This is a genomic window from Streptomyces massasporeus, assembly GCF_014648995.1.
GTDB lineage: Bacteria > Actinomycetota > Actinomycetes > Streptomycetales > Streptomycetaceae > Streptomyces > Streptomyces massasporeus.
Window position 1 is genome coordinate 112158 of the sequence record NZ_BMSE01000016.1, and the last position, 23221, is coordinate 135378.

General features: G+C 71.8%; 18 protein-coding genes and 1 riboswitch. Of the genes, 12 read left to right on the forward strand and 6 right to left on the reverse strand.

What is annotated here, in order from left to right; all coding sequences use genetic code 11:
* The first annotated feature begins 222 nt into the window (after positions 1-222).
* Positions 223-1305, forward strand: coding sequence for a CobW family GTP-binding protein (locus tag IE153_RS29595; protein ID WP_189592847.1), 1083 nt, complete (start codon positions 223-225; stop codon positions 1303-1305).
* Here IE153_RS29595 and IE153_RS29600 read toward each other — a convergent pair.
* Complete coding sequence (locus IE153_RS29600; protein ID WP_189592848.1) at positions 1302-3758, reverse strand: DNA gyrase/topoisomerase IV subunit A; 2457 nt, start codon at positions 3756-3758, stop codon at positions 1302-1304. The genes IE153_RS29595 and IE153_RS29600 overlap by 4 nt on opposite strands.
* A 342-nt stretch (positions 3759-4100) precedes the next feature.
* Here IE153_RS29600 and IE153_RS29605 point away from each other — a divergent pair, with 342 nt between their 5' ends.
* The 4 genes from IE153_RS29605 to IE153_RS29620 all read left to right on the forward strand — a co-directional run bounded on the left by IE153_RS29605 (position 4101) and on the right by IE153_RS29620 (position 8917).
* Complete coding sequence (locus tag IE153_RS29605; RefSeq protein WP_189592849.1) at positions 4101-5480, forward strand: M16 family metallopeptidase; 1380 nt, start codon at positions 4101-4103, stop codon at positions 5478-5480.
* Positions 5477-6865: a M16 family metallopeptidase gene (locus IE153_RS29610; RefSeq protein ID WP_097221345.1), complete on the forward strand. Its 1389-nt coding sequence runs from the start codon at positions 5477-5479 to the stop codon at positions 6863-6865. Before IE153_RS29605 ends, IE153_RS29610 begins: the two co-directional genes overlap by 4 nt.
* 202 nt (positions 6866-7067) lie before the next feature.
* A riboswitch (cyclic di-AMP (ydaO/yuaA leader) is annotated at positions 7068-7232 on the forward strand.
* 12 nt (positions 7233-7244) lie between these two features.
* Positions 7245-8033, forward strand: coding sequence for a M23 family metallopeptidase (locus IE153_RS29615; RefSeq protein WP_189592850.1), 789 nt, complete (start codon positions 7245-7247; stop codon positions 8031-8033).
* Between the two features lie 188 nt (positions 8034-8221).
* On the forward strand, positions 8222-8917 hold the full coding sequence (locus tag IE153_RS29620) for a GntR family transcriptional regulator (RefSeq protein WP_185013679.1): 696 nt from the start codon (positions 8222-8224) through the stop codon (positions 8915-8917).
* Positions 8918-9204: 287 nt separating this feature from the next.
* Here the strand turns inward: IE153_RS29620 and IE153_RS29625 are convergent, their stop codons facing one another.
* Positions 9205-9486 (reverse strand): HPr family phosphocarrier protein, encoded by a 282-nt coding sequence (locus IE153_RS29625; RefSeq protein ID WP_003993478.1) that lies wholly within the window; start codon positions 9484-9486, stop codon positions 9205-9207.
* A gap of 180 nt (positions 9487-9666) precedes the next feature.
* On the opposite strand from IE153_RS29625, the gene IE153_RS29630 reads away from it, so the two are divergent.
* From IE153_RS29630 to IE153_RS29645, 4 genes are read left to right on the forward strand one after another with little or no spacing between them, the layout of a single operon-like run.
* A complete protein-coding gene (locus tag IE153_RS29630) occupies positions 9667-12489 on the forward strand; it encodes a bifunctional acetate--CoA ligase family protein/GNAT family N-acetyltransferase (RefSeq protein WP_189592851.1) in 2823 nt (940 codons plus the stop codon).
* 51 nt (positions 12490-12540) lie between these two features.
* Positions 12541-13128 (forward strand): DUF5998 family protein, encoded by a 588-nt coding sequence (locus IE153_RS29635; protein ID WP_189592852.1) that lies wholly within the window; start codon positions 12541-12543, stop codon positions 13126-13128.
* Positions 13128-14324 carry an alkaline phosphatase family protein gene (locus tag IE153_RS29640; RefSeq protein WP_189592853.1) on the forward strand — a complete coding sequence of 399 codons (1197 nt, stop codon included), beginning with the start codon at positions 13128-13130 and terminating at the stop codon, positions 14322-14324. Before IE153_RS29635 ends, IE153_RS29640 begins: the two co-directional genes overlap by 1 nt.
* Positions 14325-14382: 58 nt before the next feature.
* A complete protein-coding gene (locus IE153_RS29645) occupies positions 14383-15033 on the forward strand; it encodes a thymidine kinase (protein WP_031108015.1) in 651 nt (216 codons plus the stop codon).
* A gap of 103 nt (positions 15034-15136) precedes the next feature.
* On the opposite strand, the gene IE153_RS29650 is transcribed toward IE153_RS29645, so the two are convergent.
* Positions 15137-15940: a VOC family protein gene (locus IE153_RS29650; RefSeq protein WP_189592854.1), complete on the reverse strand. Its 804-nt coding sequence runs from the start codon at positions 15938-15940 to the stop codon at positions 15137-15139.
* A 251-nt stretch (positions 15941-16191) separates the two neighbouring features.
* On the opposite strand from IE153_RS29650, the gene IE153_RS29655 reads away from it, so the two are divergent.
* A complete protein-coding gene (locus IE153_RS29655; protein ID WP_189592855.1) occupies positions 16192-17040 on the forward strand; it encodes a sulfurtransferase in 849 nt (282 codons plus the stop codon).
* A gap of 91 nt (positions 17041-17131) precedes the next feature.
* On the opposite strand, the gene sepH is transcribed toward IE153_RS29655, so the two are convergent.
* Complete coding sequence (gene sepH / locus IE153_RS29660; protein WP_189592856.1) at positions 17132-18160, reverse strand: septation protein SepH; 1029 nt, start codon at positions 18158-18160, stop codon at positions 17132-17134.
* Between the two features lie 471 nt (positions 18161-18631).
* Between sepH and IE153_RS29665 the strand changes: the two genes are divergently transcribed.
* A complete protein-coding gene (locus IE153_RS29665; RefSeq protein WP_189592857.1) occupies positions 18632-19474 on the forward strand; it encodes a hypothetical protein in 843 nt (280 codons plus the stop codon).
* On the opposite strand, the gene IE153_RS29670 is transcribed toward IE153_RS29665, so the two are convergent.
* Entirely contained in the window at positions 19398-20717 is a 1320-nt protein-coding gene (locus IE153_RS29670) for a D-arabinono-1,4-lactone oxidase (protein WP_189592858.1), read from the reverse strand. The genes IE153_RS29665 and IE153_RS29670 overlap by 77 nt on opposite strands.
* Complete coding sequence (locus IE153_RS29675) at positions 20677-21918, reverse strand: MFS transporter (RefSeq protein ID WP_189592859.1); 1242 nt, start codon at positions 21916-21918, stop codon at positions 20677-20679. Before IE153_RS29675 ends, IE153_RS29670 begins: the two co-directional genes overlap by 41 nt.
* A 170-nt stretch (positions 21919-22088) precedes the next feature.
* Here IE153_RS29675 and IE153_RS29680 point away from each other — a divergent pair, with 170 nt between their 5' ends.
* Entirely contained in the window at positions 22089-23216 is a 1128-nt protein-coding gene (locus IE153_RS29680; protein WP_189592860.1) for a ferrochelatase, read from the forward strand.
* Positions 23217-23221: the final 5 nt, after the last annotated feature.

Genomic DNA, 23221 nt, shown 5'->3' on the forward strand with positions numbered 1-23221 from the left:
GCCGAGCGGCTCTGATCGGCGGGGAGGCGGAGAGGAGGCGCACGGAGGGAAGCGAGGGTCGCACAAACCGGCGCCATGCCCAACGTCTGCCCCGCGAGTGCTGCTAACAATCGTTCACTCAGGCGTGGATCTCACGGCTCGTATCCTGGGGCGGCATCCCCATTTCCCACGTGTGCCGGGAACGCGAGCCGGTGCACGCGTCGGCGCGAGAGAGGTCGCACGGTGAGCCAGCCGAGTCCGAAACCGCAGCAGCTCCCGGTCGTCGTCCTGGCCGGATTCCTCGGCTCGGGAAAGACCACCCTGCTCAATCACCTCCTGCACCGCAGCGGCGGCAGCCGGATCGGCGCCCTCGTCAACGACTTCGGGGCGATCGAGATCGACGCGATGGCCGTGGCGGGAGCGCTCGGCGACTCGACGGTCTCCCTCGGCAACGGCTGCCTGTGCTGCGCCGTCGACGCGAGCGAACTGGACCAGTACCTGGAGCGGCTCGCGGAACCCGGCCTCGGCATCGACGTCATCGTCATCGAGGCCAGCGGTCTCGCCGAGCCGCAGGAACTCGTGCGGATGCTGCTGGCCAGCGAGCACCCGGGGGTGGTGTACGGCGGGCTCGTCGAGGTCGTCGACGCCGCCGAGTTCGACGACACCCGGGCCAGGCACCCCGAGATCGACCGGCATCTCGCGCTGGCCGACCTCGTCGTGGTCAACAAGCTCGACCGGGCGGCGGACGGTGAACGCGTGCTCGGGCTGGTCCGGACCCTCGTCGACCGTGCCGCCGTCGTCCCGGCCACCTACGGCCGGATCGACCCCGAGTTCCTCTTCGACTGCCGGCTGAGCGAGGAGCGCATCGGGCAGCTGTCCTTCGACGACCTGCACGAAGCCGACCGCCACGAAGCCGACCGCCACGAAGAGGGCGATCACGCCGGTCACCTGCACGCCGCCTACGACAGCCTCTCGTTCGCCTCCCCGGTCCCCCTCGACCCGCGCCGGCTGATGACGTTCCTCGACAGCCGCCCCGAAGGGCTGTACCGGATCAAGGGCTACGTCGACTTCGGGCCGTACGACGTCCGCAACCGCTACGCCGTCCATGCCGTCGGGCGGTTCCTGCGTTTCTACCCGGAGCCCTGGCCGGCCGGCGGCGAACGCCTCACCCAGCTGGTCCTCATCGGCTCGGGGATCGACTCCGCCGCGCTCGAGAAGGAGTTGAAGGCGTCCACGAGCGACGCCCCACATGCCGACGAGCACGGCATGTGGGGCGTCCTGCGGTACGTACGCGACTCCGAGGAGCAGGGCGCGGACCCGGCCTAGACCGGCCCGGCCACCACCGCCACCGTCTTGGCCAGGGACACCCCCGAGCCGTCGCGGCGCGGGTCGATGTCCGGGAGGTCGGCCGGGGTGCCGTTCTTCTGCGCGGCGAGCGCGGGGACGGGGCCCGCCCAGGCCAGGGACAGGCAGTCCTCGCCCTTCAGGAACCGCTGGCAGCGGACACCGCCGGTGGCGCGGCCCTTGCGCGGGTACTGGTCGAACGGGGTCAGCTTGGCCGTCGTCTGGACGGAGTCGTCCAGCGTGCCCCGCGAGCCGGCGACGGTGAAGACAACGGCGTCCACGGCCGGGTCCACCGCCGTGAAGGAGATGACCTTCGCTCCCTCGGTGAGCTTGATGCCTGCCACACCGCCGGCCGGACGCCCCTGCGGGCGGACCTGGGACGCCTGGAAGCGCAGCAGCTGCGCGTCGTCGGTGACGAAGACCAGGTCCTCCTCGCCGGTACGCAGCTCGACCGCGCCGACGATCCGGTCGTCCTCCTTGAGGGTGATCACCTCGAGCTCGTCCTTGTTGGCCGGATAGTCCGGCACCACGCGCTTGACGACGCCCTGCGCCGTGCCGAGTGCCAGGCCCGGCGACGACTCGTCGAGCGTGGTCAGGCAGACCACCGTCTCGTCGTCCTCCAGGGTGACGAACTCCGCCAGCGGCGCGCCCCCCGCGAGGTTCGGCGTCGGCAGCGACTCCGGGAGCTGGGGCAGGTCGACCACGTTCAGCCGCAGCAGCCGGCCCGTCGAGGTGACAGCGCCCACCTCACCGCGGGCGGTGGCGGGCACCGCAGAGACGATCACGTCGTGCTTCACGCGCTTGGCGCCGGGTTCCTCCGTGAAGGGCTCGCCGTTCGCCGTACGGGCCAGCAGCCCCGTGGAGGACAGCAGCACCCGGCACGGGTCGTCGGCCACCTGGAGCGGCACGGCCGCGACCGGGGCACCGCCCGACTCCAGCAGGACGGTACGCCGGTCGGTGCCGAACTTCTTGGCGACGTTGGCCAGTTCGGAGGAGACCAGCTTGCGCAGCTCGGAGTCCGAGTCGAGGATCCGGGTCAGCTCCTCGATCTCCGTGTTGAGCCGGTCCTTCTCCGACTCCAGCTCGATGCGGTCGTACTTGGTCAGACGGCGCAGCGGCGTGTCGAGGATGTACTGCGTCTGCACCTCGCTCAGCGAGAACTGCTCCATCAGGCGCTGCTTGGCCTGCGCGGAGTTCTCGCTGGAGCGGATCAGGCGGATGACCTCGTCGATGTCCAGCAGGGCCGTCAGCAGACCCTCGACCAGGTGCAGCCGGTCGCGCTTCTTGGAGCGGCGGAACTCCGAGCGCCGCCGTACGACGGTGAAGCGGTGGTCGAGGTAGACCTCCAGGAGCTCCTTCAGGCCCAGCGTGAGCGGCTGGCCGTCCACCAGCGCCACGTTGTTGATGCCGAAGGACTCCTCCATCGGCGTCAGCTTGTAGAGCTGCTCGAGCACCGCCTCCGGCACGAAGCCGTTCTTGATCTCGATGACCAGGCGCAGGCCGTGCTCGCGGTCGGTGAGGTCCTTGACGTCGGCGATGCCCTGGAGCTTCTTGGAGCCGACCAGGTCCTTGATCTTGGAGATGACCTTCTCGGGGCCGACCGTGAAGGGCAGCTCCGTGACGACGAGGCCCTTGCGGCGGGCCGTCACGGGCTCCACCGACACCGTCGCCCGGATCTTGAACGTGCCGCGGCCGGACTCGTAGGCATCCCGGATGCCGGACAGGCCGACGATGCGGCCGCCCGTGGGCAGGTCGGGGCCCGGGACGTGCTTCATCAGCGCGTCGAGATCCGCGTTCGGGTGCCTGATCAGGTGGCGGGCGGCGGCGATGACCTCGCGCAGGTTGTGCGGCGCCATGTTCGTGGCCATGCCGACCGCGATGCCCGAGGCGCCGTTGACCAGGAGGTTCGGGAAGGCGGCGGGCAGAGCCACCGGTTCCTGCTCCTGGCCGTCGTAGTTGGGGTTGAAGTCGACGGTGTCCTCGTCGATCGACTCCGTCATCAGGCTCGTCGCCTCGGCCATCCGGCACTCGGTGTACCGCATGGCGGCCGGCGGGTCGTCGTTGCCCAGCGAACCGAAGTTGCCGTGGCCGTCGACCAGGGGGACCCGCATCGAGAAGGGCTGGGCCATGCGCACGAGGGCGTCGTAGATCGACGCGTCGCCGTGCGGGTGCAGCTTGCCCATCACCTCGCCGACGACCCGGGCGCACTTGACGTAGCCGCGCTCGGGGCGCAGGCCCATCTCGCTCATCTGGTAGACGATGCGGCGGTGCACCGGCTTGAGGCCGTCGCGTGCGTCCGGCAGGGCGCGGGAGTAGATGACCGAGTACGCGTACTCGAGGAAGGAGCCCTGCATCTCGTCGACGACGTCGATGTCGAGGATCCGCTCCTCGTACGAGTCGTCGGGCGGCGGGGTCTTCGTGCTGCGGCGGGCCATCGCTGCCGGCTCCTTCTGTTTCCTGGTCGCTCGCCTACGGGCACTGATGCCGGTGATGAGAGGCCGATCGTGCTCAACCCTTCGGGCCTCCGCGCGCTCGCCCTCTCATCACCGGCGCGCCCTTCGGCTCGCTCATGCTGAAGCGTGAACGAGAACTGACGCGGACCATTGTGGACCGCCGCACTGACAACCGGGACCAGGACCCTGCCCGGGGCGTCTCTCGTGCTGTCGGGCCGAGGTCGCCGCCGGGAACTTCACCAGGGCTTCGCGCGCTTGCATACAGTGGCAGGACCGGCAGGAATCCGCGGTCTGAACAACCGCTCAGCGATCGAAGGGACGTACATGCCCATGGGTCACACGGCCACAGCCCAGGCAGGCTCCGGGGGCCTGACAGCGACCGAGCACCGCCTGGCCAACGGCCTGCGCGTGGTGCTCTCCGAGGACCACCTGACCCCGGTCGCGGCGGTGTGCCTCTGGTACGACGTCGGCTCGCGCCACGAAGTCAAGGGGCGTACCGGCCTGGCTCACCTTTTCGAGCACCTCATGTTCCAGGGATCCGCGCAGGTCAAGGGCAACGGCCACTTCGAGCTCGTCCAGGGCGCGGGTGGCTCGCTGAACGGCACGACCAGCTTCGAGCGGACCAACTACTTCGAGACCATGCCCACCCACCAGCTGGAGCTCGCCCTCTGGCTGGAGGCCGACCGCATGGGCTCGCTGCTGGCCGCACTCGACGACGAGTCGATGGAGAACCAGCGGGACGTCGTCAAGAACGAGCGCCGCCAGCGCTACGACAACGTCCCCTACGGCACCGCCTTCGAGAAGCTGACCGCCCTCGCCTACCCGGAGGGCCACCCCTACCACCACACCCCGATCGGCTCGATGGCCGACCTGGACGCCGCGACCCTGGAGGACGCGCGCGCGTTCTTCCGCACCTACTACGCGCCGAACAACGCCGTGCTCTCCGTGGTCGGCGACATCGACCCGGAGCAGACGCTCGCCTGGGTCGAGAAGTACTTCGGCTCCATCCCCGGTCACGACGGCAAGCCCGCCCCGCGCGACGGGGCGCTGCCGGAGACCATCGGCGAGCAGCTGCGCGAGGTCGTCGAGGAGGACGTCCCGGCCCGTGCCCTGATGGCCGCCTACCGGCTGCCGCACGACGGCACGCGCGCGTGCGACGCGGCCGACCTGGCCCTCACCGTCCTCGGCGGCGGCGAGTCCTCCCGCCTCTACAACCGGCTCGTGCGCCGCGACCGTACGGCCGTGGCGGCCGGCTTCGGCCTGCTGCGGCTCGCCGGCGCGCCCTCCCTGGGGTGGCTGGACGTGAAGACGTCCGGTGACGTGGAGGTTCCGGTCATCGAGACCGCCATCGACGAGGAGCTCGCCCGGTTCGCCGAGGAGGGCCCCACGCCCGAGGAGATGGAGCGCGCCCAGGCCCAGTTGGAGCGCGAGTGGCTGGACCGGCTCGGTACGGTCGCGGGCCGCGCCGACGAACTGTGCCGGTACGCCGTGCTCTTCGGAGACCCGCAGCTCGCCCTGACCGCCGTCCAGCGCGTGCTGGAGATCACGGCGGAGGAGGTCCAGGAGGTCGCCAAGGCCCGCCTGCGACCCGACAACCGCGCGGTGCTCGTCTACGAGCCCGTCGCCGACGAGACCGCCGAGGACACCGGCACCACCGACGCCACCGCAGCCGCGGCCGACGAGAACGAGGAGGCGGCCAAGTGACCGAGCTCGCCACGATGGACTTCCACCCCCGGCCGCAGGCGGGCGACGCCCGGCCGTGGGCCTTCCCGGCCCCCGAGCGCGGCACGCTCGACAACGGCCTGACGGTGCTGCGCTGCCATCGTCCCGGCCAGCAGGTCGTCGCCGTGGAGGTGCTGCTGGACGCACCCTTGGAGGCCGAGCCGGCCGGACTCGACGGTGTGGCCACGATCATGGCCCGGGCCTTCTCCGAGGGCACGGACAAGCACTCCGCGGAGGATTTCGCCGCGGAACTGGAGCGCGCCGGTGCCACCCTCGACGCGCACGCCGACCACCCCGGCGTCCGGCTCAGCCTGGAGGTGCCCGCCTCCCGGCTCACCAAGGGCCTGGGCCTGATCGCCGACGCCCTGAGGGCGCCCGCCTTCGCCGACAGCGAGGTCGAGCGGCTGGTCAACAACCGCCTCGACGAGATCCCGCACGAGCTGGCCAACCCCTCCCGCCGCGGCGCCAAGGAGCTCTCCAAGGAGCTGTTCCCGGCGGACGCGCGCATGTCGCGGCCGCGGCAGGGCAGCGAGGAGACCGTCGCCGCCATCGACTCCGCGGCCGTACGCGCCTTCTACGAGAAGCACGTCCGCCCCGCCACGGCCACCGTCGTGGTCGTCGGCGACCTCACCGGCATCGACCTGGACGCCCTGCTCGGGGACACGCTGGGCGCCTGGACGGGATCCTCGGCCGAGCCGCGCCCCGTGCCTCCGGTCACCGCCGACGACACCGGCCGGGTCGTCATCGTGGACCGCCCGGGCGCCGTCCAGACGCAGCTGCTGATCGGCCGGATCGGGCCGGACCGGCACGACCGCGTATGGCCCGCGCAGGTGCTCGGCACGTACTGCCTCGGCGGCACCCTCACCTCCCGCCTGGACCGTGTCCTGCGCGAGGAGAAGGGCTACACCTACGGCGTACGGGCGTTCGGTCAGGTCCTCAGGTCCGCCCCGGACGGCACGGGTGCCGCGATGCTCGCCATCAGCGGTTCCGTCGACACGCCCAACACCGGTCCCGCCCTCCAGGACCTCTGGACGGTGCTGCGCACCCTCGCCGCCGAGGGACTGACCGACGCCGAGCGGGACGTCGCCGTGCAGAACCTGGTGGGTGTGGCGCCGCTGAAGTACGAGACGGCGGCGGCCGTCGCGAGCACGCTGGCCGACCAGGTCGAGCAGCACCTCCCCGACGACTACCAGGCCACGCTGTACCGGCAGCTCGCCGCGACCGGCACCGTGGAGGCCACCGCGGCGGCCGTGAGCGCCTTCCCGGTGGACCGTCTGGTGACCGTCCTCGTCGGTGACGCGGCGCAGATCAAGGCGCCGGTCGAGGCCCTCGGTATCGGCGAAGTCACCGTCGTCGCCGCCGAGTAGCGGCACGCGGAACGACACGCGCGCAGGGGCCCTGGTTGTCTTCAAAGGCACCAGGGCCCCTTTATGTCCGAATTGGGATGGGAGTTGCCTGTCTGCCCTGTGGGATGCGCTACAAAAGCCGGGATTCGTTTGGGAATTGAAAGTGGCGCCGCTTAGCGTCATCCGGGCTGTTCGTCAGGCAGTGCGCCGCACCCGCGGCACCGGACAGTCATCGCCGAGTCCCCGTACGGCGCGAGCCAGGGGAGCCGGGGACCCATCGCAGTCCCTGGGGTGAATCGGGCGCCCGCGCTGGTAGCGAGGGAGTCCGTAGGAGACCTTCCTGCTCCGAACCCGTCAGCTAACCCGGTAGGCGAGAGGGAAGGAAAGGACCAGCCACCACATGGCGTTCACTCGCGCCACCGGGAAGCACCGTCGTCCCAGCAGGATGCAGCGTTCCACCGCCCGCGCGGCGGGCGTCGCGGCCCTCGCCACCACCGGCGTGATCGGCACCGTGGCGGCCCCCGCCGCCTTCGCCGCCGAGCCGAGCGTCGAGCAGACCGGCCTCACTCCGGTCGTCACCATGAACGACACCGCGGCCCAGCAGATCGACGCCCAGGCCCTCGCGCAGCAGCACGCCGCCGACGAGGCCGCCGCCAAGCAGAAGGCCGAGGAGGCCGCCCGCAAGCGGGCCGCCGAGCTCGCCGAGCGGGCCAAGGAGGCGGCCGAGAAGGCCCGCGAGGCCAAGGAGCGCGCCGCCCGGGAGGCCGAGCGCAAGCGCCTCAACTCCTTCGTGCCCCCGATCTCCGGCTCGTACGTCTCCACCAGCTACAAGGCCAGTAGCGGCCTGTGGTCCTCCGGCAGCCACACCGGCGTCGACTTCCACGCCGCCAGCGGCACCTCCGTCCACGCGGTCGGCGCGGGCACCGTCGTCGAGGCCGGCTGGGGCGGCTCCTACGGCAACCAGGTCGTGATCAAGATGAACGACGGGACGTACACCCAGTACGGTCACCTGTCCTCCATCGGCGTCTCGGTGGGCCAGCAGGTCACCCCGGGCCAGCAGATCGCCCTGTCCGGCGCGACCGGCAACGTCACCGGCCCGCACCTGCACTTCGAGGCCCGCACCAGCCCCGAGTACGGCTCGGACATCGACCCGGTCGCCTACCTCCGCTCGCACGGCGTGAGTGTCTGACCGCACCCTCTCCGCTTCCCCGAAAGCCCCGGCTCCCCGAGCCGGGGCTTTCAGCGTTTACGGCCCCCCGCTGTCCAAAAAATATCCATGGATTGTCGCCTGCCGTCGGAAATTCCGGCTCATTGCAATAGAGTCACGGAACGCACGCCGCTCGTCGGCGTTTCACGGGGATTAAGCGGAGGTCGGTCATGCGTATTCCCGCGCACTCGGTGTGCACGGCCATCCGGGACGACATCGTCGCGGGTGTCCACGCACGCGGCAGCCGGCTCACCGAGGAACTCCTCGCGCGCCGCTACGGCGTCTCGCGGGTGCCCGTCCGGGAGGCGCTGCGCACGCTCGAGGCCGAGGGCTTCGTGGTGACCCGCCGGCACGCGGGCGCGTGCGTGGCGGAACCTACCGAGCAGGAGGCCGGCGACCTGCTGGAGATGCGCATGCTGCTGGAGCCGCTCGGTGCGGCCCGCGCCGCCCAGCGCCGCACCGAGGCGCATCTGAAGGTCCTGCGCGGCCTGGTCCGGCTGGGCCAGGAGCGGGCCCGCCGCGGGAACAGCGACGACCTGCGCTCTCTCGGCGGCTGGTTCCACGAGACGCTCGCCCAGGCCTCCGGCAGCCCCGCGCTGACCTCGATGCTCACCCAGCTCCGCCACAAGATCGCCTGGATGTACGCCGTGGAGGCGCCGGCCAGCCCGGTGGAGTCCTGGACCGAGCACGGCGCGATCGTGGACGCGGTGGCGCGCGGGGACGGCGAGCGCGCGCGGGCGGTCACGGCGCTGCACACCGAGCGCGCGAAGGGCGCGCACCGCCTGCGGTTCGGCTCCGCCCAGGAACGAGCCGACCGTGTGAGGAACTCGCAACATCCCGTAAACACGGCGAGCCCGCGGCATTAACACGGCGGCCGTATACAAAGAGCAGTGAATTCCCGGGGGTTTATTTCCGCTGCCCGGATTCTCGGAATTCCGAGCCGCGTTCACCGGGAATGGCGAAGGGCAGCCCACGCTGACCGGGGAATGGCGTGAAGGGCCCGCCCGCGCCGACCGGGGAATGGCGTGAAGGGCCCGCCCGCGCCGACCGGGGAATGGTGACATCTCACCCACGCCACCCGGGAACGGCGAAGGGCCCGCCCGGTGAATTCGGACGAGCCCCTCGCTGTGCGCCGGATCGGGCGCTCGGTGGATCAGACGGTCTCGGGCAGTTCCTCGAGACCTTCGGAGACCAGCTTGGCGAGCCGGTCCAGGGCGGCGTCCGCGCCCTCGGCGTCGGAGGCGAGGACGATCTCCTCGCCTCCCTGGGCGCCGAGGCCCAGGACGGCCAGCATGCTGGCCGCGTTGACGGGGTTGCCGTCAGCCTTGGCGATCGTCACCGGGACGCCTGCGGCCGTGGCGGCTCGGACGAAGATGGAGGCGGGGCGGGCGTGGAGACCCTCGGCCCAGCCGACGTTGACGCGGCGCTCAGCCATGTGTTGCTGCCCTTCGGTGTTCAGGGTTGTCTAGACCAGTTTCCCATATCGTGAAGCCCACCAGGAGCGGTCCTCGCGTTCCACTCCAGGGGTGCCGTCGGATCGCGGCCTCGACCCGACTGACGCCCTCCACAGACTGCCTCGCGCCCGCTGTCGGACGCTAGCCGTACTCTGGGGCCCATGCAGACCTCGCCGGACCGGCACGAGTATCCCGCCCACTGGGAAGCCGACGTGGTGCTGCGCGACGGGGGTACCGCGCGCATCCGGCCCATCACCGTTGATGACGCCGATCGCCTGGTCAGCTTCTATGAGCAGGTCTCCGACGAGTCGAAGTACTACCGCTTCTTCGCGCCGTACCCTCGCCTGTCCGCCAAGGACGTCCACCGCTTCACGCACCACGACTTTGTGGACAGGGTGGGACTCGCGGCCACGGTCGGCGGCGAGTTCATCGCCACCGTACGCTACGACCGGATCGGCCCGGACGGAACGCCCGCGTCGGCACCCGCCGACGAGGCCGAGGTCGCCTTCCTCGTGCAGGACGCCCACCAGGGCCGCGGGGTCGCCTCCGCCCTGCTCGAACACATCGGCGCCGTCGCCCGGGAGCGCGGCATCCGCCGCTTCGCCGCCGAGGTGCTGCCCGCCAACACCAAAATGATCAAGGTGTTCACGGACGCCGGCTACACCCAGAAGCGCAGTTTCGAGGACGGCGTCGTCCGTCTGGAGTTCGACCTCGAACCCACCGACCGCTCCCTGGCCGTGCAGTACGCGCGCGAACACCGTGCCGAGGCCCGCTCGGTGCAGCGGCTGCTCGCCCCCGGCTCGGTCGCCGTCATCGGCGCCGGTCGCACGCCGGGCGGTGTGGGCCGCAGCGTCCTCGGCAACATCCGGGACGCCGGGTACAGCGGCCGCCTCTACGCCGTGAACAAGGCCCTCCCCGACGGGCAGAAGGAGCTCGACGGGGTGCCCGCCCACCGCTCGGTGCGGGACATCGACGGCCCCGTCGACCTCGCGGTCGTCGCCGTGCCGGCCGAGCACGTCACCGAGGTCGTCACCGAGTGCGGCGAACACGGCGTGCAGGGGCTGGTCGTGGTCTCCGCCGGGTACGCCGAGAGCGGCCCCGAGGGGCGCGAACGCCAGCGCGCACTCGTGCGGCACGCGCGCATGTACGGCATGCGGATCATCGGCCCGAACGCCTTCGGCATCATCAACACCTCACCCCGGGTCCGGCTCAACGCCTCCCTCGCCCCCGAGGTGCCGCGCCCCGGCCGCATCGGTCTGTTCGCCCAGTCCGGCGCCATCGGCATCGCCCTGCTGTCCCGGCTGCACCGGCGCGGCGGCGGTGTCACGGGCGTGACCGGTGTCTCCACCTTCGTCTCCTCCGGCAACCGCGCCGACGTCTCCGGCAACGATGTCCTGCAGTACTGGTACGAGGACCCCGACACCGACGTCGTCCTCATGTACCTGGAGTCCATCGGCAACCCCCGCAAGTTCACCCGCCTCGCCCGCCGCACCGCCGCCGCCAAGCCCCTGGTCGTCGTCCAGGGGGCACGGCACGGCGCCGCTCCCCAGGGGCACGCCGTCCGGGCGACCCGGCTGCCGCACGCGACCGTGTCGGCGCTGCTGCGGCAGGCCGGGGTCATCCGGGTCGACACGATCACCGAGCTGGTCGACGCGGGCCTGCTGCTCGCCCGCCAGCCCCTGCCGGCCGGCCCCAGGGTGGCGATCCTGGGCAACTCGGAGTCGCTCGGCCTGCTCACCTACGACGCGTGCCTCGCCGAGGGGCTGCGACCGCACCCCCCGCAGGACCTGACCACCGCGGCCTCGGCGGCCGACTTCCACGCCGCCCTGTCCCGGGCCCTGGCCGACGACCGGTGCGACGCCGTCGTCGTCACCGCCATACCGGCGGTGGGGGAGGGCCCGGTCGGCGACGCGGCCCTCGCGGAAGCGCTGCGCTCGGCATCGGCCGCTGCCCCCGGCAAGCCGGTCCTGGTGGTCCACGTGGAGCTCGGCGGCCTGGCGGAGGCCCTGTCGGCGGCGGCGAGCACGGCACCGCAGGCCACATCGGATGATCCGCCACAAAACGCTCCGACTCCTACGCCCACAGCGGAACAACTCCCCGCCACCGAGGCCCCGGAAGGCGCCCACCTCATCCCCGCCTACCCCGCCGCCGAGCGCGCCGTCCGCGCCCTCGGCCAGGCCGTGGCCTACGCGCAGTGGCGGCGTGACGCCGCCGAGCCCGGCAAGGTGCCCGAGTACGAGGACATCAACGAGAAGGGTGCCGCCGCGCTGATCGACGGCCTCCTCGCACGCGGCCAGGGACTCACGCTCGGCACGGACGAGACCTGCGACCTCCTCGGTCACTACGGCGTCCAGGTCCACCGCGCCCTCCCTGCCCCCACACCCGACGCCGCCGCCGAGGCAGCCCGCGACCTCGGCTACCCCGTCGCCCTCAAGGCCACCGCCCCGCACCTCAGGCACCGCGCCGACCTGGGCGGCGTCCGCCTCGACCTCGCGGACGAGGAGCAACTGCGCCGCTCGTACGCCGAGTTGACCGAGCTGTTCGGCGCGCCGGAGGAGCTGCGGCCCGTGGTGCAGCGGATGGCGCCACGCGGCGTGGACGTCGTCGTACGGGCCGTCATCGACCCCGCGGCCGGAGCCGTGCTCTCCTTCGGGCTCGCCGGGGCCGCGTCACAGCTGCTCGGGGACACCGCGCACCGGCTGATCCCGGTCACGGACCGCGAGGCGACCTCGCTGGTGCGCTCGATCCGCACCGCCCCGCTGCTGTTCGGCTGGCGCGGCTCCGCACCGGCCGACACCCGTGCCCTGGAGGAGCTGCTGCTGCGGGTGTCCCGGCTGGTCGACGACCACCCCGAGGTCGTCGCGGTCACCCTGGAACCGGTCGTCGTCGCCTCACACGGCCTGAGCGTCCTCGGTGCCTCCGTGCGCCTCGCGCACCCGCCCGCCCGCGACGACCTCGGCCCGCGGACCCTCCCCGCGTACTGACAGGGGGCGAGCTGTCCCTCGCAGTCAGTGGTCCCCCGTAGGATGGGCGTCATGGCCAAGACCAGTACGACGACCCAGGGGCTGCGGGCGGCGATCGAGCGCAGCGGCTACTACCCGGCCCTCGTGGCCGAGGCGGTGGAGGCCGCCGTGGGCGGCGAGCCCATCCGGTCGTACCTGGTCCACCAGGAGACGACGTTCGACCAGAACGAGGTCCGGCGGCACGTGACGGTGCTCGTCCTCACCGACAACCGCTTCATCGTCAGCCACACCGACGAGCAGGCCGCCGACAGCACCTCCCCGACGCCGTACGCCACGACGTCGACGGAGTCCGTGAAGATCGGCCGCATCTCGTCGGTCGTGGTCAGCCGCGTGGTCGCCAACCCCGAGTCGTACAAGCCGGGGACCCTGCCCCGCGAGGTGGTCCTCACCATCGGCTGGGGCGCCGTCTCCCGCATCGACCTGGAGCCGGCCGCGTGCGGCGACCCCAACTGCGAGGCGGACCACGGCTACACCGGCAACTCGACGGCGGACGACCTCAGCCTGCGCGTCAGCGAGGCCGGGGACGGACCGGAGACCGTGCGCGAGGCGCTCGCCTTCGCCCAGTCCCTCTCCGAGGCGACCGCGGACACGACCCGCTGATGGCACACCCCAAGACGGTCTGGGACGACCACCCCGAACCGCTCACCGTCGCCTCCGCGCCCGTCCCCGAGTACGGCAGCGGATCGCTCGCCGACCTCCTGCCCACCCTGGCCGCCGGACTGGGCGTCCCGGACATGAGCGCCGCGATCACCGAGCTGACCCCCGCCGACCGCAACTGCGTGTTCCTGATCGACGGCCTCGGCTGGGAGCAGCTGAGGGCGCACCCCGAGGACGCCCCCTTCATGACGTCCCTGCTCGCCACCTCGCGCGGCGGCACCGGGCGTCCGCTCACCGCCGGCTACCCGGCGACCACGGCCACCTCGCTCGCCTCCGTCGGCACCGGCCTGCCGCCCGGCGCGCACGGCCTGCCCGGCTACACCGTCCGCAACCCCGACACCGGCGAGCTGATGAACCAGCTGCGCTGGCAGCCGTGGAGTCCGCCCCGCCCCTGGCAGCCGTACCCCACGGTCTTCCAGCTGGCGCACGCGGCCGGGGTGCACGCGGCGCAGGTGTCGTCCCCGACCTTCGAGAACACCCCGCTGACCAAGGTCGCGCTCAGTGGAGGAACGTTCCTCGGGCGGCTGTCCGGCGAGGACCGCGTCGACCTCGCGGCCGAGCAACTGGCCGCGGGCGACCGTTCCCTGGTGTACACCTACTTCGCCGAGGTCGACGGCGCCGGCCACCGTTACGGCGTCGACTCCGACACCTGGCGCGGCCAGCTCATGTACGCCGACCGCCTGGTCCAGCGCCTGGCCGAGCAACTGCCGCCGCGCAGCGCGCTCTACGTCACCGCCGACCACGGCATGATCGACGTGCCCTTCGACGAGCAGCACCGCATCGACTTCGACGAGGACTGGGAGCTGAGCGCCGGGGTCGCCCTGCTCGGCGGCGAGGGCCGCGCCCGCCATGTCTACGCGGTGCCCGGCGCGGCGAACGACGTCCTGACCTGCTGGCGCGAGGTGCTCGGCGAGCAGTTCTGGGTAGCCTCTCGCGACGAGGCCATCGCGGCGGGCTGGTTCGGCCCGCGGATCGACGAACGGGTGTACGGCAGGATCGGTGACGTGGTCGCCGCCGCGCGGGACGACGTCCTGCTCATCGCCTCCGAGCGGGAGCCGAAGGAGTCGGCGATGGTCGGCAACCACGGTTCGATGACCCCCGCCGAGCAGCTGGTCCCCCTGCTCGAAGTACGCTCCTGAAACAGCCCCACTCCAAGCCCCACCTCGCCCTCCCACGCCGAAAGGTGCTCAACTCCACATGCCCGAGCTGGTGTTCTTCTGCGGAACGATGGACTGCGGGAAATCGACGCTGGCTCTCCAGATCGAGCACAACCGCTCGGCGCGCGGCCTGCAGGGCATGATCTTCTCGCGCGACGACCGCGCCGGCGAAGGCAAGCTGTCCTCACGCCTCGGCCTGGTGACGGACGCGGTGGAGGTCGGCGACGGGCAGGACCTCTACGGATACCTCGTCGACCACCTCTCGCAGGGCGGCCGCGCGGACTACGTGATCGCCGACGAGGCGCAGTTCCTCGCGCCGGAGCAGATCGACCAACTGGCGCGTGTGGTCGACGACCTGAGCCTCGACGTCTACGCCTTCGGCATCACGACGGACTTCCGGTCCAAGCTGTTCCCCGGCTCGCAGCGGCTGGTGGAACTGGCCGACCGGGTCGAGGTCCTCCAGGTCGAGGCCCTGTGCTGGTGCGGAGCCCGTGCCACGCACAACGCCCGCACGATAGGCGGGGTGATGGTCGTCGAGGGCGCCCAGGTGGTCGTCGGCGACGTCACCCACTCCGCCGACGAGGTCGGGTACGAGGTCCTGTGCCGCCGTCACCACCGTCGCCGGATGACGGCTGCGACGTCCCACGCGGCGGCTCTGTCCCCGGACGTGCTGCCGGTGACGTCCGCCTGACCTGCTGCCGGTGGCGTCGGGCCTGACCTGCGGCCGGCCCGCCGGGCCCCCGGCTCGACCGCTGCCGCGGTCCGCCGCCGGACCCAGCCCCGCTCTCCGGCCGTCAACTCGGCCGCTGCAGCAGCGCGAACCGCGCCCCTTCCGGGTCCGCCACCCTCGCCACCCGCCCGTGGGCGGTGTCGTGCACCGGCTTCAGGACGTGCCCGCCCAGGTGGACGAGATGGTCCAGCGCGTCGTCGACGTCGGCGACCTGGAAGTACGTCACCCAGTGCGGTCCCTGGTCGTGGGGCAGGGTGTGCCCCAGGCCGTGGATGCCGGCGACGGGGTCGCCGCCCAGGTGCAGGGTCACGTAGTCGAAGTCGGCGGAGACCACGGGCTCCTCCTCGTAGCCGAACACCATCCGGTAGAACTTGGCGACGCTCGCCGACTCGAAGGTCAGTAGCTCGTTCCAGGCGGGTGTGCCGGGAACGCCCGAGACGGCGGTGCCGAGGTGTGCGGCGGCCTGCCAGATGCCGAACACCGCGCCCGACGGGTCGGAGCCGATCGCGAGGCGGCCGGCGTCGGCGGCGTCCAGCGGACCCACACCGATCGTGCCGCCGCGGCTGCGTACCGTCCCGGCCGTGAGATCCACGTTCTCCGAGGCGAAATAGGGCGTCCACGCGATGGGCAGATGGCGGTCCGGAGGCAGCCGTCCGATGCCGGCCACCTCTCGCCCGTCGAGCAGGGCGCGCACATACGGGCCGAGCTGCTGGGGCCCCGGCTGGAACTCCCAGCCGAACAGGGCTCCGTAGAACTCCTCGGTCGCGTCCAGGCCGTGCACCATCAGGCTCACCCAGCAGGGCGCGCCGGGTGCGTGCCGAGCGGGTGTGTCACCGTTCGGGTCGGCGGACCCCCGTGCGTCGGTCATCGTCACTCTCTTCTCGGCCTGGCGGTGGCCGTGCTCTCCGCAGCCTGGCGGGGCGGCCCTGTGGGGCCTCCCTTGCCCGGGAGAATGCCCGGTGTGCGGGCCCCTGTCCCTCGCGGCGCGCTTGTCGGCATGTGTCGTTCAGCTGTACAGCATGTGCTTGTTCCCGTACGCCGCGTGATCGCTTCGCTCCGGCCGAGCAGAGTAGCCGGACACGGACGGCTCGGCCACCCCCGTGCGCGAGGATGGGGACCATGAACGCCATCATTTCCGCATCCGACCTCGCGAGGGATCTCGCGGGCGCCCGGCCGCCGGTCCTGCTCGACGTCCGCTGGCAGCTCACCGCGGCCAAGGCGTCCGGGGAGCCGCCGTTCGACGGCCGGGCCGCGTACGAGGCAGGGCACCTCCCGACGGCCGTATACGTCGACCTGGACCGGGAGTTGGCCTCCGCGCCGGGCAAGGGCGGCCGGCACCCGCTGCCCGACCTCGCACACTTCGGTAACGCGATGCGCCGGGCGGGCGTGTCGGCCGGGACGCCGGTGGTCGTCTACGACGGAGGTCAGGGGTGGGCGGCGGCCCGTGCGTGGTGGTTGCTGCGCTGGACGGGTCACCCGGACGTGCGGGTCCTCGACGGCGGGTTGCCGTCCTGGGAGGGGCCGTTGGACACGTCCGTGCCGGCTCCGGAGGAGGGCGACTTCGTGCCCCAGCCGGGGGAGGGGCTGCTCGACGCGGACGCCGCCGCGGCGCTGGCACGGTCCGGGGTGCTGCTGGACGCGCGGGCGGGGGAGCGGTACCGGGGCGAGGTGGAGCCGATCGACCCGGTGGCAGGGCACATCCCGGGTGCGGTGTCGGCGCCCACCACGGAGAACGTGGGGGCCGACGGGCGTTTCCTCCCCGCCGGGCAACTGCGGGCGCGGTTCGAGGGGCTTGGCGTGACCGAGGGGGCGCGGGTCGGCGTGTACTGCGGGTCCGGGGTCTCCGCCGCCCACGAGGTCCTGGCGCTGGCGGCCGCCGGCATTCCGGCGGAGTTGTACGTGGGGTCCTGGTCGGAGTGGTCCTCGGACCCGGCCCGGCCGGTGGCCGTCGGTCCGGACCCGCGGTGACCTGACAACAAAGGCCTGACACCAAAGGCCTGACACGAAGAGAGGGCCGCGCCCGGACAGCGCGGCCCTCGTCCTTCGGCAGCCGACTCGGCTACTCCTGCTTCTTGCGCCGCGTCCCGAACACGATCTCGTCCCAGCTCGGCACGGCCGCCCGGCGACCCGGACGCACGCCGTCCGCCTCGGCCTGGCGGTCGGTGGCACCGATGAGCCGGTCGCGGTGGCTGCCCACGGATCGCGGCATGAGGACGTCCGCGTAGGCGGAACCGGCCGAGGCCGCGGGAGCCGGAGGCTCCTCCTCCTCGACCTCCGCGACGACGGGCTCCTCCTCGGGCTCCGCCGGGGGGAGTTCCGGAACCACAAGGTCGCCGCGGAAGCTGGGCACCGCCTCGAGCAGGCTGGTCAGCGAGTCGCGCTCGCTCGTGGTCTCCTCGATCGGTTCGGACGCCTGCGCGGGCAGGCTGGGCCGCTCGGGGCGATCCAACGGTCTGTCGCGCGGCAGCCTGGCGATGCGGGGGACGAAGGGGAAGCTGGGCTCGGGCGCCGCCAGGTCGTCGGACTCGCCGATCAGGGAGCGCGCCTCGTCGTCGACGGCCTGGACGAGCCGCCGGGGCGGGTCGTACGTCCAGCTCGCCGCGTGCGGTTCGCCCGCGACGCGGTAGACCAGCAGGACCTCCCACGTGCCGTCGTCGCGACGCCACGAGTCCCACTGGACGGTGTCCTTGTCGGCGCCACGCAGCAGCAGCCGCTCCTGTACGGCCTCGCCCAGGGGCGGACCGGAGTTCTCGCCGGGGCGGCGGACCGGGGTCTTGCGGGCCCGCTCGGCCATGAAGGCGCGCTCGGCGAGCACGGGTCCCTCGAAGCGGCGCACCCGGTCGACGGGGATGCCGGCCATCTGCGCGACCTCTTCCGCGGTCGCGCCTGCACGTATACGTGCCTGGATGTCGCGGGGGCGGAGGTGGCTTTCGACCTCGATCTCGATCTGGCCGAGACGGGGACGGTCGCCACGCACGGCGGCGCGCAGGCGTTCGTCGATCGGAAGCGTGTACTCCGTAGAGTCGGCAGCCTTCAGCACCAGCCGTGTGCCGTCATTCGAGACGGCCACGACACGCAGTTCGGGCATGGGGACCTCCCGGGTGGTGCCTGCCGACGTCACGTGCGTCGCTGCTTCCGCTAGTCGAGTGTGGCCTGCCCGGGTGCAGCCTGCCACAACCTTGCCGAGTTGCCCGGCGTGTCGGGCGCGGGCCCTGGATCGCCGTTATGGCACGGTTACCTATTCGCAACGCTAAGTGACGAACTTCATCACCCTGTGCAACTAGCCCCCTCCCGGCGGTCCTTAAAGGCCCTGTACACCCACATGGGAGACCGGACCCAGGGCTCGCAACAGTACTCCATTTGGGCCACGTGCGTGGATTGGCGCGCCGCCCAACTTCTCGCAAGAGGTGGGACTTGGCCGCCGCATGCCCCCATTCCGCGATCTTGAACGTGGGGAACTTCACGTAATCACCAGAATCGGAACTAAGGGTTACGATCGCACGTCCCCTTCTTGTGCAGATGAACGACCGTGTACGGGAAAGGCAGGCAAGGTCCGGGGATGCGTGAAAGGTCCGATGGCGTCGGCGAGTCGAGCGAGCACGGGACGGAGAAGACCAGGCGGATCGACCTGAACGTGCCCCAGGTCGCGGGCGGTGCCGTGGCGGCGGTCCTGGCGGCCAAGCTGGCCTCGTACTTCGGGGTGTACGGCACGATCCTGGGCGCCGGCGTCGTCAGTGTGGTCGCCACCTGCGGCGGCAGTCTCTTCCAGCACTTCTTCAAGCGCACCGGCGAGCAGATCCGGGACGCGACGGCGGTGGCCGCCAGGCCCGCGGCAGGGCCCGCCGGGCAAGCCCCGTCGAGGCCCGGCGAGTTCACCGAGGGCACCGTCTACCGGACGCGGGCCAGGAACTGGAAGCGGCCCGTGCTCGCGGCAGTTGTCGTCTTCGGCGTGACGATGGCCGGAATCACCACCTACGAGCTGGCGTCGGGCCACAACCTCAGCGGCGGCCGCAGCACGACGGTCGGCGACGCGTTCTCCCGCGGCGGCGCCACCGCGCCTGACTCCGGTGAATCGGGCAGCTCGGGCACGAACGGGACGTCCGACTCCGGCCCGTCCGACTCCGGTACCCCCGACGGCGCCGGTACCCCCGACGGCTCCGGCGCCGACGACGCTCCTACCACCGACCCGTCCGGCACCGGCGCACCGCGGGGCGGCAACCCCTCGCCCTCCACCGGCGAGGGCGGCCGTACGGCGCCGAGCCCGAGCCCGACCCCGAGCGTCACCGGGAGCGGGGACGCCGGGAGCACCACCCCCGGTGCGCCCTCTACGCCCCCAGAACCCTCCGCAAGTAGTCGTTCTGGAACCGCCGATCAGGATCGAGACGATCCCGCAGCGCCGTGAACTCGCCGAAGCGCGGATACACCCGGGAGAAGTACTCGGCGTCCCGCGTGTGGATCTTGCCCCAGTGCGGACGGCCCTCATGCGCGGTGAAGATGCGCTCGGCGGCCGTGAAGTACCGCTGGAAGGGCGTGCCCTGGAACATGTGGACGGCGATGTACGCGCTGTCCCGGCCGGAGGCGGTGGAGAGCGCGATGTCGTCGGCCGGGGCGGTGCGCACCTCGACGGGGAAGCTGACCCTGAGGCCGGAGCGGTCGACCATCGCCTTCAGTTCGCGCAGCGTCTCGACGACGGCCGCACGCGGAACGGCGTACTCCATCTCCACGAAGCGCACCCGGCGCGGGGACGTGAAGACCTTGTAGGGGATGTCCGTGTAGGTCCGCGCGGACAGGGCCTTGCTGGAGATCTGGGCGATGGCGGGGATCGTGGCGGGCACCGCCCGGCCCACCCAGTTGGCCACCTGGAAGACGCCGTTGGAGAGGAACTCGTCCTCGATCCAGCTCTTGAGCTGCGGCACAGGCTTCTCGGGACCCGCGCTGCGGTTGTTGCGCTTGGTGTTGGTGCTGCCGGTGTGCGGGAACCAGTAGAACTCGAAGTGCTCGTTCTCGGCCCAGAGTTCCTCGAAGTCGGAGAGGACCTTGTCGAACGGCATCGGCTCCTCGCGGGCCGTGAGCAGGAAGACCGGCTCGACGGCGAAGGTGATCGCGGTGACGATGCCCAGGGCGCCGAGGCCGATGCGGGCGGCGGCGAAGACCTCCGGGTTCTCCTTCTCGGAGCAGCTCAGCACCGAGCCGTCGGCGGTGACCAGCTCCAGGCCCTTGATCTGGGCGGCGATCGAGCCCGAGTCGCGGCCCGTGCCGTGCGTGCCGGTGCTGGTGGCGCCGGAGACCGTCTGCTCCATGATGTCGCCCATGTTCGTGAGCGACAGACCCTCGCGGGCGAGAGCCACGTTGAGCCTCTTCAGCGGGGTGCCGGCCTCCACCGTGACCGTCATGTTCTCGCGGTCGATGCCGCGGATCCCCGTCAACAGTTGAGGGCGGATCAACACGCCGTCGGTCGCGGCTATGGACGTGAAGGAGTGCCCGGCACCGACGGCCTTCACCTTCAGTCCGTCCTCGGCGGCCCGCCGCACGGCGGCGGCCAGCTCGTCGACCGAGGCAGGGGTGACCTCCCGCGCGGGACGTGCCGAGACGTTGCCGCCCCAGTTACGCCACGTGCCGTTCTTTCCGTTCGCTGTGCTGCTCAACGGAGCCTCCCCGACCCGGTGCCGGTCGTTTGAGCCGGCGGAACCCGAGGAAACCCACCGCGACCGCGACGGCCCCGGCCACCGCCGGAACCCCGTACCCGGCACGCGCCCCGGCCGCGTCGATCACCCAGCCGGCCGTGGAGGAGCCGAGGGCGACTCCCGCCGTGAGCCCGGTGCTCACCCAGGTCATGCCTTCGGTGAGCTGCGCGCGTGGTACGTGCTCTTCGATGAGGGACATCGTCGTGATCATCGTGGGAGCGATGGACAGACCCGCAACGAACAGCGCCACGGCCAGAAACGGCAAGTTTCCGACCAGTAGGAGGGGGATCATACTCACGGCCATGGCACAGACGCCCAGCAGCCACCGTCGTTCCGGCGCCCCGGCGAAGTGCAGCAGCCCGAACACCATGCCCGCCATACAGGAGCCCGCCGCGTACACCGCGAGGACGATGCTCGCCGCGGCCTTGTGCCCCTCCTCGTCGGCGAAGGCCACGGTGACCACGTCGACGGCCCCGAAGATCGCCCCGGTGGCGACGAAGGTGGCCACCAGGACCTGGAGCCCCGGCGCGCGCAGCGCGCTGCCGCCGCCGCCCTTCCGCTCGCGCGGGTGCGGCTGGGGTTCGGTGGCGCGCTGCGAGGTCAGCCAGAACACGCCCACGGCCAGGAAGCAGGCGGCGAGCAGCGGACCGGCCTCCGGGAACCAGGCCGTGGACAGGCCGATGGAGAGGATCGGCCCGAAGATGAAGCACACCTCGTCGACCACGGACTCGAAGGAGTACGCGGTGTGCAACTGCGGCGTCCCCCGGTACAGGGCCGCCCAGCGGGCCCGGATCATCGCGCCGACGCTCGGCACGCAGCCGATGCCCACGCACGCCACGAACAGCACCCAGTCCGGCCACCCGTAGTGCGCCGCACACAGCAGCAGGGCCGCCGCGGTCAGGGAGATCAGCGTCGCCGGGCGCAGCGCGCGCCGTTGCCCGTACTGGTCGACCAGCCGCGAGACCTGCGGTCCGGCCACGGCGGCGGACAGCGCGACGGTGGCCGACAGGGCACCGGCCAGGCCGTACCTCCCCGTCAGCTGGGAGATCATCGTGATCACGCCGATGCCCATCATCGACACCGGGATCCGACCGAGGAAGCCCGCAGCGGAGAAACCCTTGGAGCCGGGGGCTGCGAACAGGGCGCGGTAGGGGCTGGGCACGGGGTCTCCGAAGGCTCAGTAAGCTGCGAACGCAGTCGACACAGCTTACGGCCCGGGGCACTCCGATGCACCCGTTCGGAGCAGTCTCGCGGCGCCCGGCACGCCCGCCTGCCGCGGCGGTGTCACCCCGCCGTTTCCCGGCTGTCGGTGCAGGGTGGCAGGATCGACTCATGCCAGACGCGCGCGATGTCAGCCCCTACGACGCCCTGCTCCTGCTCTCGTTCGGCGGCCCGGAAGGCCCGGACGACGTGGTTCCGTTCCTGGAGAACGTGACGCGCGGGCGCGGCATCCCCAAGGAGCGCCTCAAGGAAGTCGGTCAGCACTACTTCCTCTTCGGCGGGGTCAGCCCGATCAACGACCAGAACCGCGCCCTCCTGGACGCCCTGCGCAAGGACTTCGCCGAGCACGGACTGGACCTGCCGGTCTACTGGGGCAACCGCAACTGGGCGCCGTACCTGACGGACACGCTGCGCGAGATGGTCCGCGACGGCCGCCGCCGCATCCTGGTCCTCGCCACCAGCGCCTACGCCTCGTACTCGGGCTGTCGCCAGTACCGCGAGAACCTCGCCGACGCGCTCCAGACCCTGGAGGCGGAAGGCCTGGAGCTGCCGAAGGTCGACAAGCTGCGGCACTACTTCAACCACCCGGGCTTCCTGGAGCCCATGATCGACGGGGTGCTCCGGTCCCTCGCCGAGCTTCCCGAGGACGTCCGGGACGGGGCGCACCTCGCCTTCTCGACGCACTCGATCCCGACGGCCTCCGCCGACACCTCCGGCCCCGTCGAGGAGCACGGCGACGGCGGCGCGTACGTGAAGCAGCACCTGGACGTGGCGCAGCAGATCGCCGACGCCGTGCGGGAGCGCACCGGCGTCGACCACCCCTGGCAGCTCGTCTACCAGTCCCGCTCCGGCGCCCCGCACATCCCGTGGCTGGAGCCCGACATCTGCGACCACCTCGACGAGCGGCACGCGGCCGGCGTCCCGGCCGTCGTCATCGCCCCCATCGGCTTCGTCTCCGACCACATGGAGGTCCTCTACGACCTCGACACGGAGGCCAAGGCCCGAGCCGAGGAGCTCGGGCTGCCGATGCGGCGCTCGGCCACCGTCGGCGCCGACCCGAGGTTCGCCGCCGCGATCCGCGAGCTCGTCACGGAACGCGCCGCCGTCGAGCGCGGGCAGGACGTCACACCGTGCGCTCTCGGCGCCCTCGGGGCGAGCCACAACCTCTGCCCGGTCGGCTGCTGCCCGGCCCGCGCCCCCCGGCCGGTCGCCGCGGGCGCCGACAGCACCTACGCGTGAGGAGA

Excerpts from the sequence above, each read along its gene's own strand:
- IE153_RS29615 (WP_189592850.1), top strand. The coding sequence starts at position 7,245 with ATGGCGTTCACTCGCGCCACCGGGAAGCACCGTCGTCCCAGCAGGATG.
- IE153_RS29650 (WP_189592854.1), bottom strand. The coding sequence starts at position 15,940 with ATGACCGACGCACGGGGGTCCGCCGACCCGAACGGTGACACACCCGCT.
- IE153_RS29630 (WP_189592851.1), top strand. The coding sequence starts at position 9,667 with ATGCAGACCTCGCCGGACCGGCACGAGTATCCCGCCCACTGGGAAGCC.
- IE153_RS29635 (WP_189592852.1), top strand. The coding sequence starts at position 12,541 with ATGGCCAAGACCAGTACGACGACCCAGGGGCTGCGGGCGGCGATCGAG.
- sepH (WP_189592856.1), bottom strand. The coding sequence starts at position 18,160 with ATGCCCGAACTGCGTGTCGTGGCCGTCTCGAATGACGGCACACGGCTG.
- IE153_RS29625 (WP_003993478.1), bottom strand. The coding sequence starts at position 9,486 with ATGGCTGAGCGCCGCGTCAACGTCGGCTGGGCCGAGGGTCTCCACGCC.
- IE153_RS29665 (WP_189592857.1), top strand. The coding sequence starts at position 18,632 with ATGCGTGAAAGGTCCGATGGCGTCGGCGAGTCGAGCGAGCACGGGACG.
- IE153_RS29655 (WP_189592855.1), top strand. The coding sequence starts at position 16,192 with ATGAACGCCATCATTTCCGCATCCGACCTCGCGAGGGATCTCGCGGGC.
- IE153_RS29640 (WP_189592853.1), top strand. The coding sequence starts at position 13,128 with ATGGCACACCCCAAGACGGTCTGGGACGACCACCCCGAACCGCTCACC.
- IE153_RS29600 (WP_189592848.1), bottom strand. The coding sequence starts at position 3,758 with ATGGCCCGCCGCAGCACGAAGACCCCGCCGCCCGACGACTCGTACGAG.
- IE153_RS29620 (WP_185013679.1), top strand. The coding sequence starts at position 8,222 with ATGCGTATTCCCGCGCACTCGGTGTGCACGGCCATCCGGGACGACATC.
- IE153_RS29645 (WP_031108015.1), top strand. The coding sequence starts at position 14,383 with ATGCCCGAGCTGGTGTTCTTCTGCGGAACGATGGACTGCGGGAAATCG.
- IE153_RS29605 (WP_189592849.1), top strand. The coding sequence starts at position 4,101 with ATGCCCATGGGTCACACGGCCACAGCCCAGGCAGGCTCCGGGGGCCTG.
- IE153_RS29680 (WP_189592860.1), top strand. The coding sequence starts at position 22,089 with ATGCCAGACGCGCGCGATGTCAGCCCCTACGACGCCCTGCTCCTGCTC.